The sequence below is a fragment of the Runella defluvii genome (assembly GCF_014195535.1).
Taxonomy (GTDB): Bacteria; Bacteroidota; Bacteroidia; order Cytophagales; family Spirosomataceae; genus Runella; species Runella defluvii.
In genome coordinates this window covers 116,392-135,996 of the sequence record NZ_JACIBY010000002.1, presented here as the reverse complement: position 1 = coordinate 135,996, position 19,605 = coordinate 116,392, and the positions used below count along the sequence as shown (strand labels likewise).

Below are 19,605 nucleotides of genomic sequence, written 5' to 3'. Positions count from 1 at the left end.
TTTTTTTATGCTGAATTATGCTTACTTCAACGGCGTTGATAAATTGATAAAATAGATGCGATTCATGTCCACTTTTCCTGTAGCAGGCAGAATCTTTGTGGTAAAGCTATTTTGTCCGTTGTCCACCACCCCAAAATCATCGTCGTTAGAAACCGCGATGAGCGTGTTGCTAAGAATGGCAATACCTTCGGCTTTATCGTGAGGGTAAACGGGTGATATTTGCGTTAATAAATCAAAGACCAGCGACTTAGTCACGGGGACAATGCCCGCAGCAGTCAAACCTGCCTTGTCTTTTAGCTGCTCTACGGTCAAGCCGTTGTACAATTTGCCTCCGTCGCCATTAGCACCGTCAGAAATATCGGTAGCGCCTGCCAAATCAAACTTGTAGATTCTTTTGAAAGCGGCTGGCTTGGCGGGGTTTCCACCGTAATCTCCGTCGCGCTCCAAAGCAAGAAAAGTTGTGTTGGTGATGGCTACGATTTCGCTGCAACCCGTTAGGCTGGCGTTTTCCATCAAATACACATACTGTTTGGTGGAACCCGTGGCAATGTCAAACGTCATTACGCGCAACACCAACGAGCCCGAAACTGCCGCCGAAGAAGGGTTGTACAAAGGCGACTGCATTAAACCTACCAACGTCTTTCCGTCGGGTGTAATGGTCAACCCTTCCATTCCCCGATTAGGACGACGGCGCGCTAGAACTTTGGGTAGTGTGCGTCCGCCCGTTCCCGAACCGAAGGGATTGATGCGTTCGAGGGTCTTGCCCATTCTGTCAAAGTGTACAAGGTGAGGGCCGTATTCGTCGCTTACCCAAAATGTACCGTCCGACGCAAGGGCGAGCCCTTCTGAATCAAGTCCATCTGCGCTGGGGGCGATGGGGTTGCCATTGAGGTCGAGGGCGGTTTCTCCCGTACTTCCTTGACCCGTTGGGTTAGGGAGTCCGTTGAGCAATTGACCTGCGGCATTTTTCAATAAAATGGTCTCTTCCAACACCAACTGATTCCCAATTAACCGAAACTTGCCAACTTGTGGAGTAAAGTCCGATTTTCCAAAAATGATGGAATTAGCGGCCGTTCCAGCGGCATTAGGGCCACGGTCGGTGAGTAAATAGAAAACGTTAGCATCCCTTGGGTCGGCAACTAGCGCGGAACCAAATCCACCGTTGTAGAGTACCGTTCCGTTAGCTGCCGTAGAAAGGATTTTGGGTGAACTAGCCTCGGCAAAAGCGGGGTAATTGACAACGGGTAAGCGGTGATCGTTGCAGGAAACCAGCAGTAAGCCCAACGTGAGCGCACCACTAAGAGCTACGACTGAAGTAAATGAGTGTGTAGTCATGTAAAGGAGGAAATTTGAATTAAAGATTCAAAGCTATCCCCCTTTTATGTGGGCTAAAAACATCCCCGATTATGGTTGTATTAAGTTTAGGGGGGGCTGCTTAACATAGGGTTGGCTAATGGAGTGATAGCTCAGTTTGTTTAAAGTGTTACCCGCAGATTGGCGCAGATTGAAAGCCGCAGATGCCCGCTGATGTAAGCTTTTTTCAGCGCCAATCTGCGGAGGAATTCTTCAGCGGCCTTCTGCGGGCGAGACGATGCAATCCACCTTAACAATAAAATAACACAGATGGCGACTTTGTCAAAATTTTCTGTGGAGATGTCGCCATAGTTTGTTTTCTTTGAGCTGCCTTTTCAAACAAAGACCAAATCCCAATGAAAAAAATCTGCCTGTTGGCGGGAGCCATGGCCCTCGCTGCTTCCTCTTCATTGTACGCCCAACGTACCCTCATCCACTGCGGAAAACTCATCGACGGCTTGGCTGATGCAGCCCAAGACCAAATGACGATTGTGGTGGAGAAAAACCGAATCACAGCCGTAGAAAAAGGCTATACCAAAGGCCAAGGCACCGACAAAGTGATTGACCTAAAAAACAAAACGGTTTTGCCTGGCTTGACCGACATGCACGTGCACATCGAAAGCGAAACCAGCCGAGACCAGTTTGCCAAACGCGTCAGCTATACGCCCGCTGACATTGCGTTTGAAGCCCAAAAGTACGCCTACATCAACCTCATGGCGGGCTTTACCGCCGTGCGCGATTTGGGCGGAAGCGGCGTCAATATTTCACTGCGCAATGCCATCAACAAAGGCTTGGTCGTGGGGCCGCGCATTTTTACGGCAGGCCAAACTCTCGCAACTACAGGTGGCCACGGGGACCCTACCAACGGTTTAGGCAACCACTTTACCGCTCCCGAAAAAATGACTGATGGCGTCGTGGACTCGCCCGAAGCTGGCCGCAAAGCCGTGCGCCAACGCTACAAAGATGGGGCCGATTGCATCAAAATCACCGCCACGGGTGGGGTATTGAGCATTGCCAAGAGTGGAAAAGCGCCTCAGTTTACCGACGATGAAGTATCGGCCATCGTTTCTACGGCCAAAGATTACGGCTTTCACGTAGCTGCGCACGCCCACGGTGCCGAAGGGATGAAGCGGGCGTTGCGCGCGGGAGTGACAACCATCGAACACGGAACGTACATGGACGATGAGGCCATTGAGATTTTCAAAAAAACGGGCGCTTATTACGTACCTACCATCATTGCGGGGCGTTCGGCGGCCGATTCGGCCAAAATCATTGGGTATTTCCACCCGTTTGTACGGGCTAAAGCGTTGGAAATCGGGCCATTGATTCAGAAAACGTTTGAAAAAGCCTATAAAGCAGGCGTAAAAATCGCTTTTGGAACCGATGCGGGTGTGTTTGCGCACGGAAAAAACGCCAAAGAATTTGAGTACATGACCGAAGTGGGAATGCCGCCAATGGAAGCCATCAAGTCGGCGACCATCGTACCCGCGCAGATTTTGGGCGAAGAAGCCAACATGGGCAGCATTAGCAAAGGAAAATACGCCGATATTATTGCGACCGATGAAAACCCGCTCCAAAACATCAAAACGCTTCAAAATGTTACGTTTGTGATGAAAGACGGCGCGGTGGTGAAACAGTAATTTTTTAACTTTTTTGCGTATATTCAAAAACCGTTGATGGGGTTTGCGAGTTTAATTACTACATTCATCACGGAAGAACAATTTATACGTTGAAAAAAGTAATCGTCATAGGAGCAGGTTTTGCGGGGCTTTCGGCTGCCACTAGCCTTGCCAATAAAGGGTTTGAGGTAACCATTTTAGAGAAAAACTCCGTGCCTGGTGGACGGGCACGGGTTTTTCGTGAAAAAGGTTTTACGTTTGACATGGGGCCCAGCTGGTACTGGATGCCCGACGTGTTTGAAACGTATTTTGGAAAATTTGGCAAAAAGCCTTCTGATTACTATCAACTTGTGCGGCTAGACCCCTCGTATGCCGTTATTTTTGATGCCACTTCGGCCGTCGATATTCCTGCGGGAATCGAAAAACTAAAACAACTTTTTGAGCAAATAGAGTCTGGCAGCGGGCAACGTTTGGAAGCGTTTTTGGAACAAGCCGCGTACAAATACGACGTGGGCATGAACAAATTTGTTTGGAAGCCAAGTCGAAGTATTTGGGAGTTTGTAAGCCTAAAACTCCTTTATGATTTGGGCCGAATGGACGTGCTTCAGACTTTTGCTGGGCATATCCGTAAGTATTTTTCGGATCCAAAATTGCTGCAATTGATGGAATTTCCCATTCTATTCTTGGGAGCAACCCCCGAAAATACACCTGCCATGTACAGCCTGATGAACTACGCCGAAATTTCGATGGGGACGTGGTATCCGATGGGGGGAATGCACGAAATTGTGAAAGGAATGGTGGCGTTGGCGGAAGAAAAAGGCGTGAAAATCTTGCTCAACCAAAACGTGACCCGCATCGACGTAGTGGGTGGAGTAGCCAAACAAGTCGTGACTGAGACGGGTACGTTCGACGCCGACGTGGTGGTGGCAGGAGCTGATTATCATCATGTTGATACAAAACTGCTGGGTCAGTACCGCAATTATTCGGATACGTATTGGGATAAACGTACCCTTGCGCCATCGTCGTTGCTATACTATTTAGGGGTCAACAAACGTATCCCAAAACTACAGCACCACAACTTGTTTTTTGACGAAGATTTCAAGCAACACGCCCACGAAATATATACCAAACCACAGTGGCCGAGTAAGCCGTTGTTTTACGCATCGGCACCCTCCAAAACCGACCCGTCGGTGGCGCCTGAGGGCTGCGAAAATTTGTTTTTGTTGATTCCCGTAGCGCCTGATTTAAAGGATGATTCGGAAGAAATTCGCGAACAGTATTTCAATGTTGTGATGGAACGCTTGGAGACATACGTCGGGGAAGACATTCGGTCGCACGTGGTCTATAAACGTACCTACGCCCATCGCGATTTTATGTCGGATTACAATGCGTTTAAGGGGAATGCCTATGGTTTGGCAAATACACTGATGCAAACGGCATTTTTAAAACCAACACTCAAAAACAAAAAGGTGGCTAATTTGTTTTATACAGGACAACTCACCGTGCCTGGGCCAGGCGTACCGCCGTCGCTTATTTCGGGTCTAGTGGTCGCTGATGAAGTTGAGAAAGCATAAAGAAACCAAACCATTCTCCATGATACAGTTATTTAATCAGACAGCCTTGGAATGTAGCAAGCTTATCACGGAGCGCTACAGTACTTCTTTTACACTGGGTATCAAGACATTAGATGTAAAATTTCACTTGCCCATCTACGCCATTTATGGTTTTGTTCGCTTCGCCGACGAAATTGTGGATACGTTCCATGACCACGATAAAAAGTTTTTGTTGGACAAATTTCGTTATGACACGTATGAAGCAATCGAGCAGCGTATCAGCCTCAATCCCGTGCTTCACGCGTTTCAGTTGGTGGTGAATGAGTACCAAATCGAACGTGATTTGATTGATGCGTTTTTGCACAGCATGGAAATGGATTTGGCTCCCTTGGAATACAATAGAAATTTATACGACGAATACATTTATGGCTCGGCAGAAGTGGTTGGATTGATGTGTTTGCGGGTATTTTGCGAAGGCGACAGCAAGATGTTTGACCACCTCAAAGAAGGAGCAAGGAGATTGGGTGCGGCGTTTCAGAAAGTGAATTTCTTGCGCGATTTGAAAAGCGATTTTGTCGATCGTGGGCGGATATATTTCCCAGAAGTTGATTTTCGTTTATTTTCCAAAGAAGCCAAACGAAAAATCGAAGCTGACATTCAGGCCGATTTTGACGCGGCCAACATTGCCATCCAACAGCTGCCAAAAAGTGCCCGAATGGGGGTTTATTTGGCCTATGTGTATTATTTGACGTTGTTCAATAAAATCAAAGAAACGTCGGCATCTCGCATTCAAGAAGAGCGCATTCGGGTGCCAGATTTTCAAAAAATGGCACTTTTGGCCAAAACATACCTCCAATTTAGGCTCTCCTAAATTCAATACCCTGCTCTAAGCATTATGGCGGCTTCCAGCTTACTTTCTCGTAAGTTGGAAGCCGCTTTTTTATTCTTTATCCAATAACTTAAGCCAACTGTTTAGACGGAGTTTGTAGGTGACACCTATCTCAATGGCCTTGTCGTCGATGTAAAGATTTTTCTTATCAAAGCTTGTTATCTTCTGAATATTAACAATGTAGGATTTGTGTACCCGAGTGAAAATTTTGGCGGGTAGCTGGTGCTCAAGGCGGGTAATTACATCGTTGATTACCAGTACTTTGCCGTTTGGTTTGCAGATTTTTGAGTACATGCCATAGGCTTCAATAAACAAGATTTCATCAAAAAGAATAGCGTGTATTTTTCGCCCAATTTTTACCATGATTTTATCCGCTAACGTCAAATTACTGGCGTGGCTCATTACTTGTAGAGCTCGATAACAAGCTTTTTGAAAGCGCAGCGGAATCAGCGGTGAGACCAAGTAGTCGAGTGCCCCCACATCAAAGGCTGCTAAGGCCATCTCTTTAGAATGACTCACGACAATAACGGGGGGAAGGTTTGTTTGGAGTTGAAACAAATCAAACCCAGGTATGTCGGTGAAATCAGCCCCCCAAAAAAGGATATTGGCATCTTGAGTATTTAGAATGCCCAACAATTGGGTGCCTGATTGACACACAATGGGAGGTTGCATAAAAGGAAGTTTCATAACTAACTCCCTCACTTGATCCGCAAGGTTTATATCAGCAATTGCAATAACAGGGGTCAGACTATTCATAACGAACGGAAAAGTAAATTTATGTAAATACGCAAGCCCATTAATCAGTAAATGGATGATTAAAGCCGTTGGTTTTTGTATAACAAAAAGCGTGCTAGATATTAGTATATGTTTGTAGTTATTGGTATTTAAAATGATTGTTGATATGCCAAAATAGAGTATTGGTATGTTAGATATTGGCATTTCGTGTAGTTTTTTGGGTAGGAAAGGGTGAAGAAAAAAAATATACAAAGTATCGTTCAATTCATCAGTATATTTTTTGAATTAACCTATGCCAAAGTGTGAATTGGCTATGTAAAAAAAAAGCGCATTTTTTTTGCAGGTTGCTTGGCCTCAAAATTGATGCTAGATAACTAAAAATAACACTGATTTGCTAGGCCCTTTTTGGAGGTTCACAAGCAGGTTTTTCAAAGAAAAAAATGACAATGTAGCAGAGAAGTACAATAAAAATATCAAAAACAGGAGGGAAAGAATCCTTAGTACCGACCAAAGTAATCAAGCCTTCTTTCTCCTCCTTCGTTGGTTGAACCCCAAAAACAGGTTAACACCATGCAAAGATACTGCAAAAATGGTGATAGGGAACTTTTTGTCCCAAAATCATCACTATCAGACGATTATTCGTCATTTTCAAGGCTCAGGGAAGCTGCGAAACAAGGTGTTTTATTTTCTAGACTCTTCCTCAGAACGGTTGCTCGTGGTGTGAGCACTACCTGTTTATCGTTTATATCTTCTATCAAAAATACCCCTTTTCCGATGAAACAATTTGTACGACTGTTGGCAGCCGTTGGTTTGCTATTGGTGTCGGTTGCGACCTATGCCCAAAAAGGCTCTTTTGCCGTGCGTTTGAGCCTCAAATCGTTTGATTGCCTTACCAAAAAAATGGTAGTGCAAGTCCAAGTTAAGGCCAATAACGCCGATAGTACATTCCTAATGGGAGATGCAAATTATCGTTTTCGGTATAGTACCCAACAATTGGCCAACCCCACGATTGTAAGCGAAGAAAATTTCTCAGGAAATGCACCCGCCAGCCAAATCGCCTACCAATCTCAGAACTTAGAAGGAAGTACGGCGGGGGCTACCAATGGTATAGTTTCTCTAAACACCATTTTTGCAGGCAGGGCAGGGGCAAGGCAAGTAACAACCGACTGGACAACGGTGAGTTGCTTGTCGTTTGATGTCCTTGCCATAACGGGTTGCTACACACTTGCGTGGCAGAAAGATACAGATTTTCCAAGAACGGGTATGAACGAGGTAATTGTAACCTCTGCTACCCCTTTTGCTTATACAACTAAAAATGTGGCCTCGGCCAAAGTTTTTGAAAACCTAACCGTGTGTGCTGATCAGTTTTGTCAGGCAAGTAAGGCCAAATACGGCGTACGGTTATCGGTAAAAAGCTTTGATTGTGAAACCAAGAAGGTCGTGTTGCGGGTGGAAGTACGCGCTGCGGATGCCGAAAGTGCTTTCTTGATGGGAGATGCCAATTACCGCTTCAATTACAGCGCAACCCTTTTAACAAACCCACAAATTGTTTCGCAAGAAGCTTTTTCATCTGTTGCTCCCGCATCTGACAACCGCTACACGGCCCAGAATTTGACAGGAAGTACCGAAAATGCGACTAGCGGAGTGGTGTCGCTCAATGTAAAGTATAGTCCCACAGGAACGCCAACGGCGCGCCAAGTGACCCAAGCATGGACGACCGTATCGTGTATTTCGATGGATTATAAAGGGGCGTTGACAAACCCTTGTTTTGATTTAAACTGGCAAACCAGTACCGATTTCCCTAAAACAGGGATGAACGAGGTGAACATTAGCGGCAATCAATACACACTTACGGATGTGGCCACAGGAGTGGAATATACGAAAGCAACGCTTTGCCCTGCGCAGCGTTGTGCAGGAAAAGTTGCGGATTTGTCATTGAGCAAAAAACGTATTTCGGCTGCTCAAGCAACTGTAGGTAGTACGGCCATATTTAAACTAACTGTCAAAAACGATGGGCCAGACTCAGCGACAAACGTTGTGGTAACAGACTCGCTTCCAGTGGCTTTGAAGTGGCTTAGTTCTTCGCCAGCACTCACGCCAGCAGGCCAGGTGGTGACGTGGAGCATTGCAAGCATCGCGCCAGGTGACAGCGTAGAGCTAACAATCAATACGCAAGTTTTGGCAGAAGGCGTACATTTTAACCGGGCGGAAGTGACGGCCTCAGACCAAGACGATCCCGATTCGACGCCAAACAATAACTCACTACTCGAAGACGATATAGCCCATGCTTGTGTGAGCGTCCCAATCAAACTTTGCTCAAATCAAGAAATTACGGTGACCGTGCCAAGCTTCTTCACCAACGTTCGGTGGTTTAAGGGAACGACGCAAGTGGGTACTGGAAATTCCATCAATTTATCGGAGGCAGGAGCATACAGCATCAGTGCCGATGCAGGAAGCTGCCCTGCGGAAGGGTGCTGTCCTATCATCATCGAAGCAATTGATTGTTGTCCACCGAATTTGTGCATACCGCTGGTGGTCAAGAAAACCAAGAGTGCAGGCAAGCCTATTTAAGGCTTGCTTTTTCCCGTTTTGAAATCTCTATTATATCCCCTTATCAAATCTCTTATTAATTATGAAAACGTTTATGCTAGGAACAACTAGCCGAAGCCATTTTTTTTGGCTTTGGGTAAAGCTCGCCGTCGCACTGGTATTTCTCTACCAAGAGACCCGAGCGCAAATTGCAAACGCACCTTGTAATGACCAAACAGAGCTGGTCAACGGTACATTTACAAACATCGCGGCAACGGGAACTACCTTCGGGGGTTGCGTGCCGATTGTTTCGTTTGTAAGCAATGAGGATAGAGTGGTGAACAGTACCTTGACCGACAATGCGTCTATTGCATTGTCGGGTATTGGTTGTGGTGGTAGGATTATTGTTAAAGATAACGATGCTGCCGACGAATACCCTGCGGGGACATTTGCAGGGTTTGAAGTGGGTACGGCAGGGCTTATCGGAGCGTCAATCGCTTCTACAGTAACGATTTATACCTATAACAATGGGTCACTTCGTGAGACATTTAATGCGGTTACCAATGTGTTAGGTATCAACTCTAGTCTATTAACGGGTAATGGCCATGCCATTTTAGGTTTTGTCACTACTCAACCGTTTGATGAAGTACGAATTGAGTACACGTCGCTTTTGGGGGTTTTGTTTAACGCAAGTGTTTATAACGTTATTATTCAAAAGTTTTGTGCTGGTCCAACATTGGATTGTAACACTCAAACTTCGATGAATAACCCGACGCATCCAACTTCAATAAGTGGTGCCAATACGGGTATCTCAGGTCTCGCATGTGTTGGTTGTTCGGTAACGGATGCTTCGAATGCGATAAGTGCAAGCACGACAGATTACGCGACCATTACGATGGCGGTGTCGGCGGGGAGTGTGGGGTCATTGGCCGTCAAAGACCAATTGACAGATTACCCAGCGGGAACATTTGCAGGGTTTAACATTTCAAACCCAGCTTTGATTGGGGTGGATTTATTGTCAGGGATTACGATAAAGACATATTTGAACGGGACGTTGCAACAGACGTCTGGTTCAGGAACGTTGTTGTCCTTGAACTCCATCTTATTAACAGGTGCAGGGCAGCAGCTGGTAGGGATGGTGACGACGGCTCCTTTTGATGAGGTGAAGATTGAAATCAGTAACTTATTGGGTGTTTTAAGTGTAACAAGGGTGTATGATGCTGTTTTTCAGAACTTTTGTGCAGGTGCAGCGTTGGATTGTAACACCCAAACTTCGATGAATACACCTGCCTTTCCTACGGCTATAAGTGGTGTCAATACAGGTATTTCAGGTGTGGCGTGTCTAGGTTGTTCGGTAACTGACGCTGCCAATGCAGTGAGCTCAAGCACGACGGATTATGCGACTATCACAATGGCGGTATCAGCGGGTAGTGTGGGTTCATTGTCGGTTAAAGACCAGTTGACAGATTATCCAGCAGGAACATTTGCAGGGTTCAACATTTCAAACCCAGGTTTGATTGGGGCGAATTTATTGTCAGGCATTACGATAAAGACGTACTTGGGTGGGGCGTTGCAAGAGACGTCGAGCACAGGGACGTTGTTGTCGTTAAATTCGGCGTTGTTGACAGGCACAGGTGAGCAGTTGGTAGGTATTGTTACAACTGCAGCCTTTGATGAGGTGAAGATTGAGATTAGTAACTTGCTAGGTGTTTTGAGCGTAACAAGAGTCTATGGTGCGGTATTCCAGCGTTATTGTGCTGGTCCTGCATTGGTTTGTAACACTCAAACCCCGATGAATAATCCCGTTTTCCCGACCTCAGTAAGTGGAGCCAATACGGGTATCTCAGGTGTGGCGTGTCTAGGTTGTTCGGTAACGGATGCTTCGAATGCGATAAGCGCAAGCACGGCGGATTATGCGACCATCACGATGGCGGTGTCGGCGGGTAGTGTAGGTTCATTGTCGGTTAAAGACCAGTTGACAGATTATCCAGCAGGAACATTTGCAGGGTTCAACATTTCAAACCCAGGTTTGATTGGGGCGAATTTGTTATCAGGCATTACGATAAAGACGTACTTGGGTGGGGCGTTGCAAGAGACGTCGAGCACAGGGACGTTGTTGTCGTTAAATTCGGCGTTGTTGACAGGCACAGGTGAGCAGTTGGTAGGTATTGTTACAACAGCAGCCTTTGATGAGGTGAAGATTGAAATCAGTAACTTATTGGGTGTTTTGAGCGTAACAAGAGTCTATGGTGCGGTATTCCAAAGTTATTGCGCTGGACCTGCATTGGTTTGTAACACTCAAACTTCGATGAATAATCCCGTTTTCCCGACCTCAGTAAGTGGAGCTAATACAGGTATCTCAGGTGTGGCGTGTCTAGGTTGTTCGGTGACTGATGCTGCCAATGCGATAAGCGCAAGCACGGCGGATTATGCGACCATCACAATGGCGGTGTCGGCGGGTAGTGTAGGTTCATTGGCGGTTAAAGACCAATTGACAGATTATCCAGCAGGAACATTTGCAGGGTTTAATATCTCAAACCCAGGTTTGATTGGGGCGAATTTGTTGTCAGGCATTACGATAAAGACGTACTTGGGTGGGACATTGCAAGAGACGTCGAGCACAGGGACGTTGTTGTCGTTAAATTCAGCGTTGTTGACAGGCACAGGTGAGCAGTTGGTAGGTATGGTTACAACAGCAGCCTTTGATGAGGTGAAGATTGAGATTAGTAACTTGCTAGGTGTTTTGAGCGTAACAAGGGTCTATGGTGCGGTATTCCAAAGTTATTGCGCTGGACCTGCATTGGTTTGTAATACTCAAACTTCGATGAACAATCCCGTTTATCCGACTTCAATAAGTGGAGCTAATACAGGCATCTCAGGTATTGCCTGTCTAGGTTGTTCGGTGACTGATGCGGCCAATGCGATAAGCGCAAGCACGGCGGATTATGCGACTATCACAATGGCAGTGTCGGCGGGTAGTGTAGGTTCATTGGCGGTTAAAGACCAATTGACAGATTATCCAGCAGGAACATTTGCAGGGTTTAATATCTCAAACCCAGGTTTGATTGGGGCGAATTTGTTGTCAGGGATTACGATAAAGACGTATTTAGATGGGGCGTTGCAAGAGACATCGAGCACAGGGACGTTGTTGTCGTTAAATTCGGCGTTGTTGACAGGCACAGGTGAACAGTTGGTAGGTATTGTTACAACTGCAGCCTTTGATGAGGTGAAGATTGAGATTAGTAACTTACTAGGTGTTTTGAGCGTAACAAGAGTCTATGGTGCTGTGTTCCAAAGTTATTGCGCTGGACCTGCATTGGTTTGTAACACTCAAACTTCGATGAACAATCCCGTTTATCCGACCTCAATAAGTGGAGCTAATACAGGCATCTCAGGTGTGGCCTGTCTAGGTTGTTCGGTGACTGATGCGGCTAATGCGATAAGCGCAAGCACGGCGGATTATGCGACCATCACAATGGCGGTGTCGGCGGGTAGTGTAGGTTCATTGGCGGTTAAAGAGCAGTTGACAGATTATCCAGCAGGAACATTTGCAGGGTTTAATATCTCAAACCCAGGTTTGATTGGGGCGAATTTGTTGTCAGGCATCACGATAAAGACATACTTGAACGGGACGTTGCAAGAGACATCGAGCACAGGGACGTTGTTGTCGTTAAATTCGGCGTTGTTGACAGGTACAGGTGAGCAGTTGGTAGGTATTGTTACAACAGCGGCCTTTGATGAGGTGAAGATTGAGATTAGTAACTTGCTAGGTGTTTTGAGTGTAACAAGGGTGTATGGTGCGGTATTCCAGCGTTATTGCGCTGGACCTGCATTGGTTTGTAACACTCAAACTTCGATGAACAATCCCGTTTATCCGACTTCAATAAGTGGAGCTAATACAGGCATCTCAGGTATTGCGTGTCTAGGTTGTTCGGTGACTGACGCGGCTAATGCGATAAGCTCAAGCACGACGGATTATGCGACCATCACGATGGCAGTGTCAGCGGGTAGTGTAGGTTCATTGGCCGTTAAAGACCAATTGACAGATTATCCAGCAGGAACATTTGCTGGGTTTAACATTTCAAACCCAGGTTTGATTGGAGCGAATTTATTGTCAGGCATTACGATAAAGACATACTTGGGTGGGACGTTGCAAGAGACGTCGAGCACAGGGACGTTGTTGTCGTTAAATTCGGCGTTGTTGACAGGCACAGGTGAGCAGTTGGTAGGTATTGTTACAACAGCAGCCTTTGATGAGGTGAAGATTGAGATTAGTAACTTGCTAGGTGTTTTGAGTGTAACAAGAGTCTATGGTGCAGTGTTCCAAAGTTATTGCGCTGGACCTGCATTGGTTTGTAATACTCAAACTTCGATGAACAACCCTGTTTATCCGACCTCAATAAGTGGAGCTAATACAGGTATCTCAGGTATTGCATGTCTAGGTTGTTCGGTGACTGACGCTGCGAATGCGATAAGCGCAAGCACGACGGATTATGCGACCATCACGATGGCGGTGTCGGCGGGTAGTGTAGGTTCATTGGCCGTTAAAGACCAATTGACAGATTATCCAGCAGGAACATTTGCAGGGTTTAACATTTCAAACCCAGGTTTGATTGGGGCGAATTTATTGTCAGGCATTACGATAAAGACATACTTGAACGGGACGTTGCAAGAGACGTCGAGCACAGGGACGTTGTTATCGTTAAATTCGGCGTTGTTGACAGGCACAGGTGAGCAGTTGGTAGGTATTGTTACAACAGCGGCCTTTGATGAGGTGAAGATTGAGATTAGCAATTTATTGGGTGTTTTGAGCGTAACAAGAGTCTATGGTGCGGTATTCCAGAAGTTTTGCGCTGGACCTGCATTGACCTGTACGACAATAACGGACTTTGTACAACCAACGTATCCTGCGGTGATTAGTGGGAGTCGCACGGGTATTTCAGGAGTCGCCTGTTTGCTTTGTGCTGTAAATGATGCAACGAATGTGGTCGATAATTCGAGTGCAAACTTTGCTGAAATTATTCTGACGGCAGGAGTTTTAGCCAACGGCTCGATTTCGATTAAAGATGGTGCTACAGTCCATGCCGCAGGTGAGTTTGTAGGTTTTGATATTGAAAATGCGTCGTTGATTGGGGTAAACCTCGTAAATGCCGCGACTGTTTCGACCTACTTGAATGGTGTTCTTAGAGAAACGAGCGGAGGAAACTTAATTTCACTTGAACTATTAAGCGCATCACGTCAAATTGTTGGATTTACCACCACACAAACCTTTGACGAAGTGCGAATTACTGTAGGTAACTTGGCTTCGTTAGATATTGGTAATACCAAAGTATTCAAGTTAATCATGAGGGGTGCTACTGCCGCAGGTTCTTTGCCTCCTGTAATCACAGCGACAACGGCAGCCAATACCTGTCCTAATGTAACGGTCAATTTGAATGCATTGACAAATACAGGTACTGTACCAAGTGGTACGCATTTGGTTTGGAGTACTTCAAAAATTCCAACTTCAGCAGGTGATACACTGACAAATGCAACGGCGGTAACTACTGCGGGTAAATATTACGCTTTGTATTTCGACAAAAACACGGGCTGTTTTAGCTTCAGGGCCGACTCAGTGACCGTGTCAATAAACGCTTGTGTTTGTGCGGCAGGTTCGGTAGCTCCTACGTTATCAGCAACGGCAATTACCAATATATGTCCACTGCCAACCGTAAGTTTGACAGGTTTGGTAACAAGCACATGTCCAATAGGTTCACTTTTGGAATGGCATACCACAAACACGGGCTTATCGGCCTCCACAAAAGTACTTTTGCCAGGAACGGTGGGTGTAGGTGGCGTGTATTATCCTGTTTGCTATGATGCCATCAACAATTGTTATAGCCCTGCGCCAGCGGTTGGGGTCACGGTCACCCTTTCGTTGCCATGTGTGACTTTACCAGCAGTACAAACGGCCGTGACGGGAGAAGTCAAGACTGGAAATGCAGCTACTGAGTTGCAACCACAAGGAGGACTTCCGCCATATACCTATTCAAATGGCGCTTCCGACCCTGGCTGCACCGCACCAGTAGGAGCAAACCCGCTACCTCTAGCTAGTAATTTGACCATTAATAGCACGACAGGTGCATACTCATACACCGCGCCAGCTACGCCAGGTACGTACTATTTCTGTGTCAAAGTATGTGATAGTACTAGCCCGATTGGGTTTTGCACAACTGTCACTTACACCGTAATAGTGACTTCCGCAGGGCCTGCAGGTACGATAGATTGCCCAAAAACCCTTATTTATCCAGCCCCAGTTGCAGGTACGCCAAGTCAGCATACGTTGGTGGTGACGGTCAATGTGACCACTGCGGGATGTTTTACGCCATTGACAGTGAGTGGTTCGGGCATAACACTCGCAAACGGTGTTACACAAGCATGTGCCACGAATACGGGAGTTCAGACATTGCACATTCCTATTCGCTATGACGGAACAGCGCTTGGTACGTTGAACTTCACCATTGGCTCTTTGACAACATGTACTGCTGATTTATTGACGATTACTCCTAAAAAGATCATTGCGGATGTCTGGACACTTGACAACTGTTCGGCAGTGCCAGTAGGACCACAATTGAAATAAATCATCATTACTCAACATAACGAACTTTGGATATGAGAACCAATAGAATCTTTATAGGTTGGGTAATGAGCATTGTTTGGTTTTTGGGTATATCTATAGGATATGCCCAAACGCCAACAGTGGATCTTACTACCCATCAGCCCACGGCGGCACCGCCAGCAGGGGCTACTTTTGAATGGCACAATGGCTTCCCTGTTTCAGCAGCCAACCTAATGACCAATACCCAGACGGCAGTAGCAGTCCCAGGGGTGTATTATGGTGTGTATAATTTTGGAACGTGTTACAGTCAAGCGTCGCCGCTTCGGGTGGCTACAAATTCTTGCCCTATCACAACGGTTGATTTACGGGCATTTGTAGATTCGACGGCCAAGCCATTTGGAACGATTGTTACCTTCCACAGCGCGCTTCCAGCAAGTAGTGTCAATAGGTTGACGGCTAGCGCCGTAACTACTGCAGGGGCAGGTACGTTTTACGTAGCTTTTTATGATCCCGTGGCTTTATGTTTTAGTAGTGCAAGTGTGATTGTGGTGGCGAGCACCAGTTGCGTGATAAACTACCCACCTGTTGTTGTAGTTCCGCCCATTGTAACGAAGCCAGGGGTACCCAAGACGGTCTGCGGGGAAATCAACGACCCGAATGTTGGAGACACGCATACGGTAACTGTATGTGGCGCAGCCAGCAAAGGGACGACTGTTCAGACGGTGAACAATCAGACGGGGAAACTCTGTATTACTTACACGCCTAATGTAGGCCAAACGGGAGTGGATAATGTATGTTTGGTTGTGTGTGATCAGGGCGGCTTGTGTGATACCGTCCGAGTTCCCATCACGATTGTGCCCGAGATACCGACTTCACCAACGAATCAGCCTCCTGTGGTGGTAGTGACGCCCATTATCACGGTACAAGACAGCACAACGACGACGTGTATGCCGATATTGGACCCGAATGGATTGGGAACCAATAGCTTCATCGTTTGCGGTGCACCCAAACACGGTACGGCGAACCCAATAACCACCGTCGGTGGGCAGTTGTGTATCACTTATACGCCTTCATCGGGTTATTTTGGACGTGATTCTATTTGTGTGATTGTGTGCGACAATGGCAGTCCGTCTCTGTGTGACACGGTGAGTATTCCAATTACGGTGTATCCACGGGTTCAGGTACCCACCATCCCCCAAGCACCGATTGTGTCCTTACCGCCAATCGTGACGAAGGAAGGTGTACCTGTGTCGATATGTGGGCCGATTAGCGACCCTAACGGCGGCGACACGCACACCGTAACGCAGTGTAATGTACCCTTGAAAGGCAGCGTATCAGGTTTGTCGGTCAACAACAGTAGCCACGAGGTATGTTTGACATACACGCCTCAGGCAGGCCAAACTGGGAATGACAAGGTTTGTTTAACGATTTGCGACCAAGGTAATTTGTGCGTGACCGTAGAAGTCCCCGTGACGATTATTCCGTCAAACTTCCCACCAGCTAACTACCCACCCGTTGTTGTAGTTCCGCCTATTGTAACGAAGCCAGGGGTAGCCAAGACGGTGTGCGGGGAAATCAACGACCCGAACGTTGGAGACACACATACAGTAACGGTATGTGGCGCAGCCAGCAAAGGGACGACGGTTCAGACGGTAAACAATCAGACGGGGAAACTCTGTATTACTTACACGCCTAATGTAGGCCAAACGGGAGTGGATAATGTATGTTTGGTTGTGTGTGATCAGGGCGGCTTGTGTGATACCGTCCGAGTTCCTATCACGATTGTGCCCGAGATACCGACTTCACCAACGAACCAGCCTCCAGTGGTGGTAGTGACGCCCATTATCACGGTACAGGACAGTACAACAACGACGTGTATGCCGATATTGGACCCGAATGGATTGGGAACCAATAGCTTCATCGTCTGCGGTGCACCCAAACACGGTACGGCGAATCCAATAACCACCGTCGGTGGGCAGTTGTGCATCACTTATACGCCTTCATCGGGTTATTTTGGACGGGATTCAGTTTGTGTGATTGTGTGCGACAATGGCAGTCCGTCCTTGTGTGACACGGTGAGTATTCCAATTACGGTGTATCCACGGGTTCAGGTACCTACTATTCCTCAGGCACCGATTGTGTCTTTACCGCCAATCGTGACGAAGGAGGGCGTCCCTGTGTCGATATGTGGGCCGATTAGTGACCCTAACGGCGGCGACACGCACACCGTAACGCAGTGTAATGTACCTTTGAAAGGTAGCGTGTCAGGTTTGTCGGTCAACAACAGTAGCCACGAGGTATGTTTGACATACACGCCTCAGGCAGGCCAAACGGGAAATGACAAGGTTTGTTTAACGATTTGCGACCAGGGTAATTTGTGCGTAACGGTAGAAGTTCCCGTGACGATTATTCCGTCCAACTTCCCCCCAGCTTGTTTGACAATGGAGTTGAAGGTACTTCTTGAAGGCCCTTTTAACCCAAGTACAAGTAAGATGGAAACGACGCTCAACCAACGTGGATTGCTACCTGGCCAAACGCCAATCGGCGATTTTGCGGTGGCAACGCCAAAAGGACAACCGTATAACGATGTGCCTTGGAACTATACAGGAACCGAAGGACACGCCAGTGGGTTTATTTATCCAAATACAGTAGTTGACTGGGTATTGGTGTCGTTACGGACTGATTCTGTGAGTGTAAGTAATGTTTGGAAAGGAGCGGGGCTGTTGCATGACGACGGTACGATTACCTTTATTCAACCATGTTATACAATAAACACGACAGCGTCGGCCTTGTTTGTGGTGGTCGAACACCGTAATCACCTCGGGGTAATGTCTCCCACAAAAGTGCCTATTGTAGCGGGTAAAATTTCTTTTGATTTTACCCAACAAGATAGCTACGTGACAACCGACCCGCCGTCGTTTGGACAAATCAAAGACGCCACCACCAACAAGTGGCTGATGTACGCGGCTGATGGCAACAAAGATGATTTCTTTGAAAACTTTGACATCAACTTCAACGACTCGAACAGGTGGAAACTCGAAAGTGGTATTTTTGACCAGTACAAAAAAGGAGACTACAACATGGATGCCGATGTGAACTTCTCTGACAGTGTACTTTGGAAGAAAAACAACGGACGTTATTCTCGTACTCCTCACTAATTCAGAAAAATGCGTTCGCCCTGCTTTGGTGGGGCGAACGTGTTGTTTCTCCGTAAAACGACTGGAATCATGAAAAAAATAACCTTATTATTCCTTCTCTTCGTCGGGCTGTGGAGTCAAGGAAACGCCCAAACCATGTTCAATGCCCGCCTTAGAGTAAGTAAAATCGACTGTAACGCCAAAATTGCCCAAGTGGATGTTGATGTTCGCGCGGTGTCAATGAACGATAATTTTAACATGGGAGATGCCAACTTTCGTTTTAGCTACGATAACCGTATCCTCAAAAACCCCGTGCTAAAAAAACAATACCGATTCAGTAGCGAAGCCGACAATGGCCAAGAATACGGCCCCCAAAACCTCAACGGCTCGACCGAAGGCCAGAGCAAAGGCTTGGTTTCGTTGAATTTGTTTTACACAGGTACGGGAAAAAGTCCCCAACGCTTGACGACGGATTGGACCACGATTGCCACCATTCAGTTTGATATTGTTAACACCACCACCGCTTCTACTTCACAATTGACGTGGTACACGCCTCAAACCTTTCCCAAATCAGGTTTGTCGCAGGTGTTGACGACAACCAGTGGCTATGACTTGAAGGAAGTAAGTGCAGGGCAGTTCTCCAACGGCTCGTTGGCAGCCTTGTCAGAAGCGTGCCCAAACGTGACAACGACTACGCCGCCAAACAACAATAACATCGCAGGAGGTGGCACGACAACAACAACGCCTCCCAACTCCTCAACAACCGACCCCACAGCCAACGTACCCGACCGCGTTGTGACGCCTACCGACGAGCCTGATTTGGTGATTCCCGAAGGGTTTTCACCCAACTCCGACGGCATCAACGACAAGTTTGTGATTACCAACAAACGTGGTATTAAGCTAAGTTTGGAAGTATATAATCGTTACGGAGGAGTGGTATATAGCAACGCCGATTACCGCAACGATTGGCAAGGGAAAAGTACTGATACGGGCAAAGAAGTCCCCGATGGTACCTACTTTTACATCATTAAGTTGGCCGACGGGCAGCTGTACCGCAAAGCGTTTACGATTGTACGATAACTTTTAAATTTGTTGTAAATAATGCGAATCGGTACTAGAAGCCTAGTACCGATTTTTGTTTTAGCTCATCGCCCTGATGTGCCGTCGGGGCGAAAATGTGTGTTAGCGGCTG

9 protein-coding genes are annotated in these 19,605 nt (G+C 46.8%); 7 read left to right on the top strand and 2 right to left on the bottom strand.

Annotation, left to right across the window (positions count from 1 at the left end):
• Positions 1-21 precede the first annotated feature (21 nt).
• A complete protein-coding gene (locus FHS57_RS05395; protein ID WP_183971875.1) occupies positions 22-1,335 on the bottom strand; it encodes an esterase-like activity of phytase family protein in 1,314 nt (437 codons plus the stop codon).
• Positions 1,336-1,709: 374 nt separating this feature from the next.
• On the opposite strand from FHS57_RS05395, the gene FHS57_RS05390 reads away from it, so the two are divergent.
• The 3 genes from FHS57_RS05390 to FHS57_RS05380 all read left to right on the top strand — a co-directional run bounded on the left by FHS57_RS05390 (position 1,710) and on the right by FHS57_RS05380 (position 5,396).
• On the top strand, positions 1,710-2,993 hold the full coding sequence (locus FHS57_RS05390) for a metal-dependent hydrolase family protein (RefSeq protein ID WP_183971874.1): 1,284 nt from the start codon (positions 1,710-1,712) through the stop codon (positions 2,991-2,993).
• Between the two features lie 89 nt (positions 2,994-3,082).
• Positions 3,083-4,546: a bifunctional phytoene desaturase/3,4-desaturase gene (gene crtID, locus FHS57_RS05385; protein WP_183971873.1), complete on the top strand. Its 1,464-nt coding sequence runs from the start codon at positions 3,083-3,085 to the stop codon at positions 4,544-4,546.
• Between the two features lie 19 nt (positions 4,547-4,565).
• Complete coding sequence (locus tag FHS57_RS05380; RefSeq protein WP_183971872.1) at positions 4,566-5,396, top strand: phytoene/squalene synthase family protein; 831 nt, start codon at positions 4,566-4,568, stop codon at positions 5,394-5,396.
• Between the two features lie 69 nt (positions 5,397-5,465).
• Here FHS57_RS05380 and FHS57_RS05375 read toward each other — a convergent pair whose 3' ends face one another.
• Positions 5,466-6,353 carry a LytR/AlgR family response regulator transcription factor gene (locus FHS57_RS05375; RefSeq protein WP_183971871.1) on the bottom strand — a complete coding sequence of 296 codons (888 nt, stop codon included), beginning with the start codon at positions 6,351-6,353 and terminating at the stop codon, positions 5,466-5,468.
• A 570-nt stretch (positions 6,354-6,923) separates the two neighbouring features.
• Here FHS57_RS05375 and FHS57_RS05370 point away from each other — a divergent pair.
• From FHS57_RS05370 to FHS57_RS05355, 4 genes are all read left to right on the top strand, one after another.
• Positions 6,924-8,720 carry a DUF11 domain-containing protein gene (locus tag FHS57_RS05370; protein WP_183971870.1) on the top strand — a complete coding sequence of 599 codons (1,797 nt, stop codon included), beginning with the start codon at positions 6,924-6,926 and terminating at the stop codon, positions 8,718-8,720.
• Between the two features lie 61 nt (positions 8,721-8,781).
• On the top strand, positions 8,782-15,297 hold the full coding sequence (locus tag FHS57_RS05365; RefSeq protein ID WP_183971869.1) for a beta strand repeat-containing protein: 6,516 nt from the start codon (positions 8,782-8,784) through the stop codon (positions 15,295-15,297).
• Positions 15,298-15,329: 32 nt separating this feature from the next.
• Complete coding sequence (locus tag FHS57_RS05360; RefSeq protein ID WP_183971868.1) at positions 15,330-18,434, top strand: Ig-like domain-containing protein; 3,105 nt, start codon at positions 15,330-15,332, stop codon at positions 18,432-18,434.
• Positions 18,435-18,503: 69 nt separating this feature from the next.
• Positions 18,504-19,493 (top strand): T9SS type B sorting domain-containing protein, encoded by a 990-nt coding sequence (locus FHS57_RS05355; RefSeq protein ID WP_183971867.1) that lies wholly within the window; start codon positions 18,504-18,506, stop codon positions 19,491-19,493.
• The last annotated feature ends 112 nt before the right edge of the window (positions 19,494-19,605 follow it).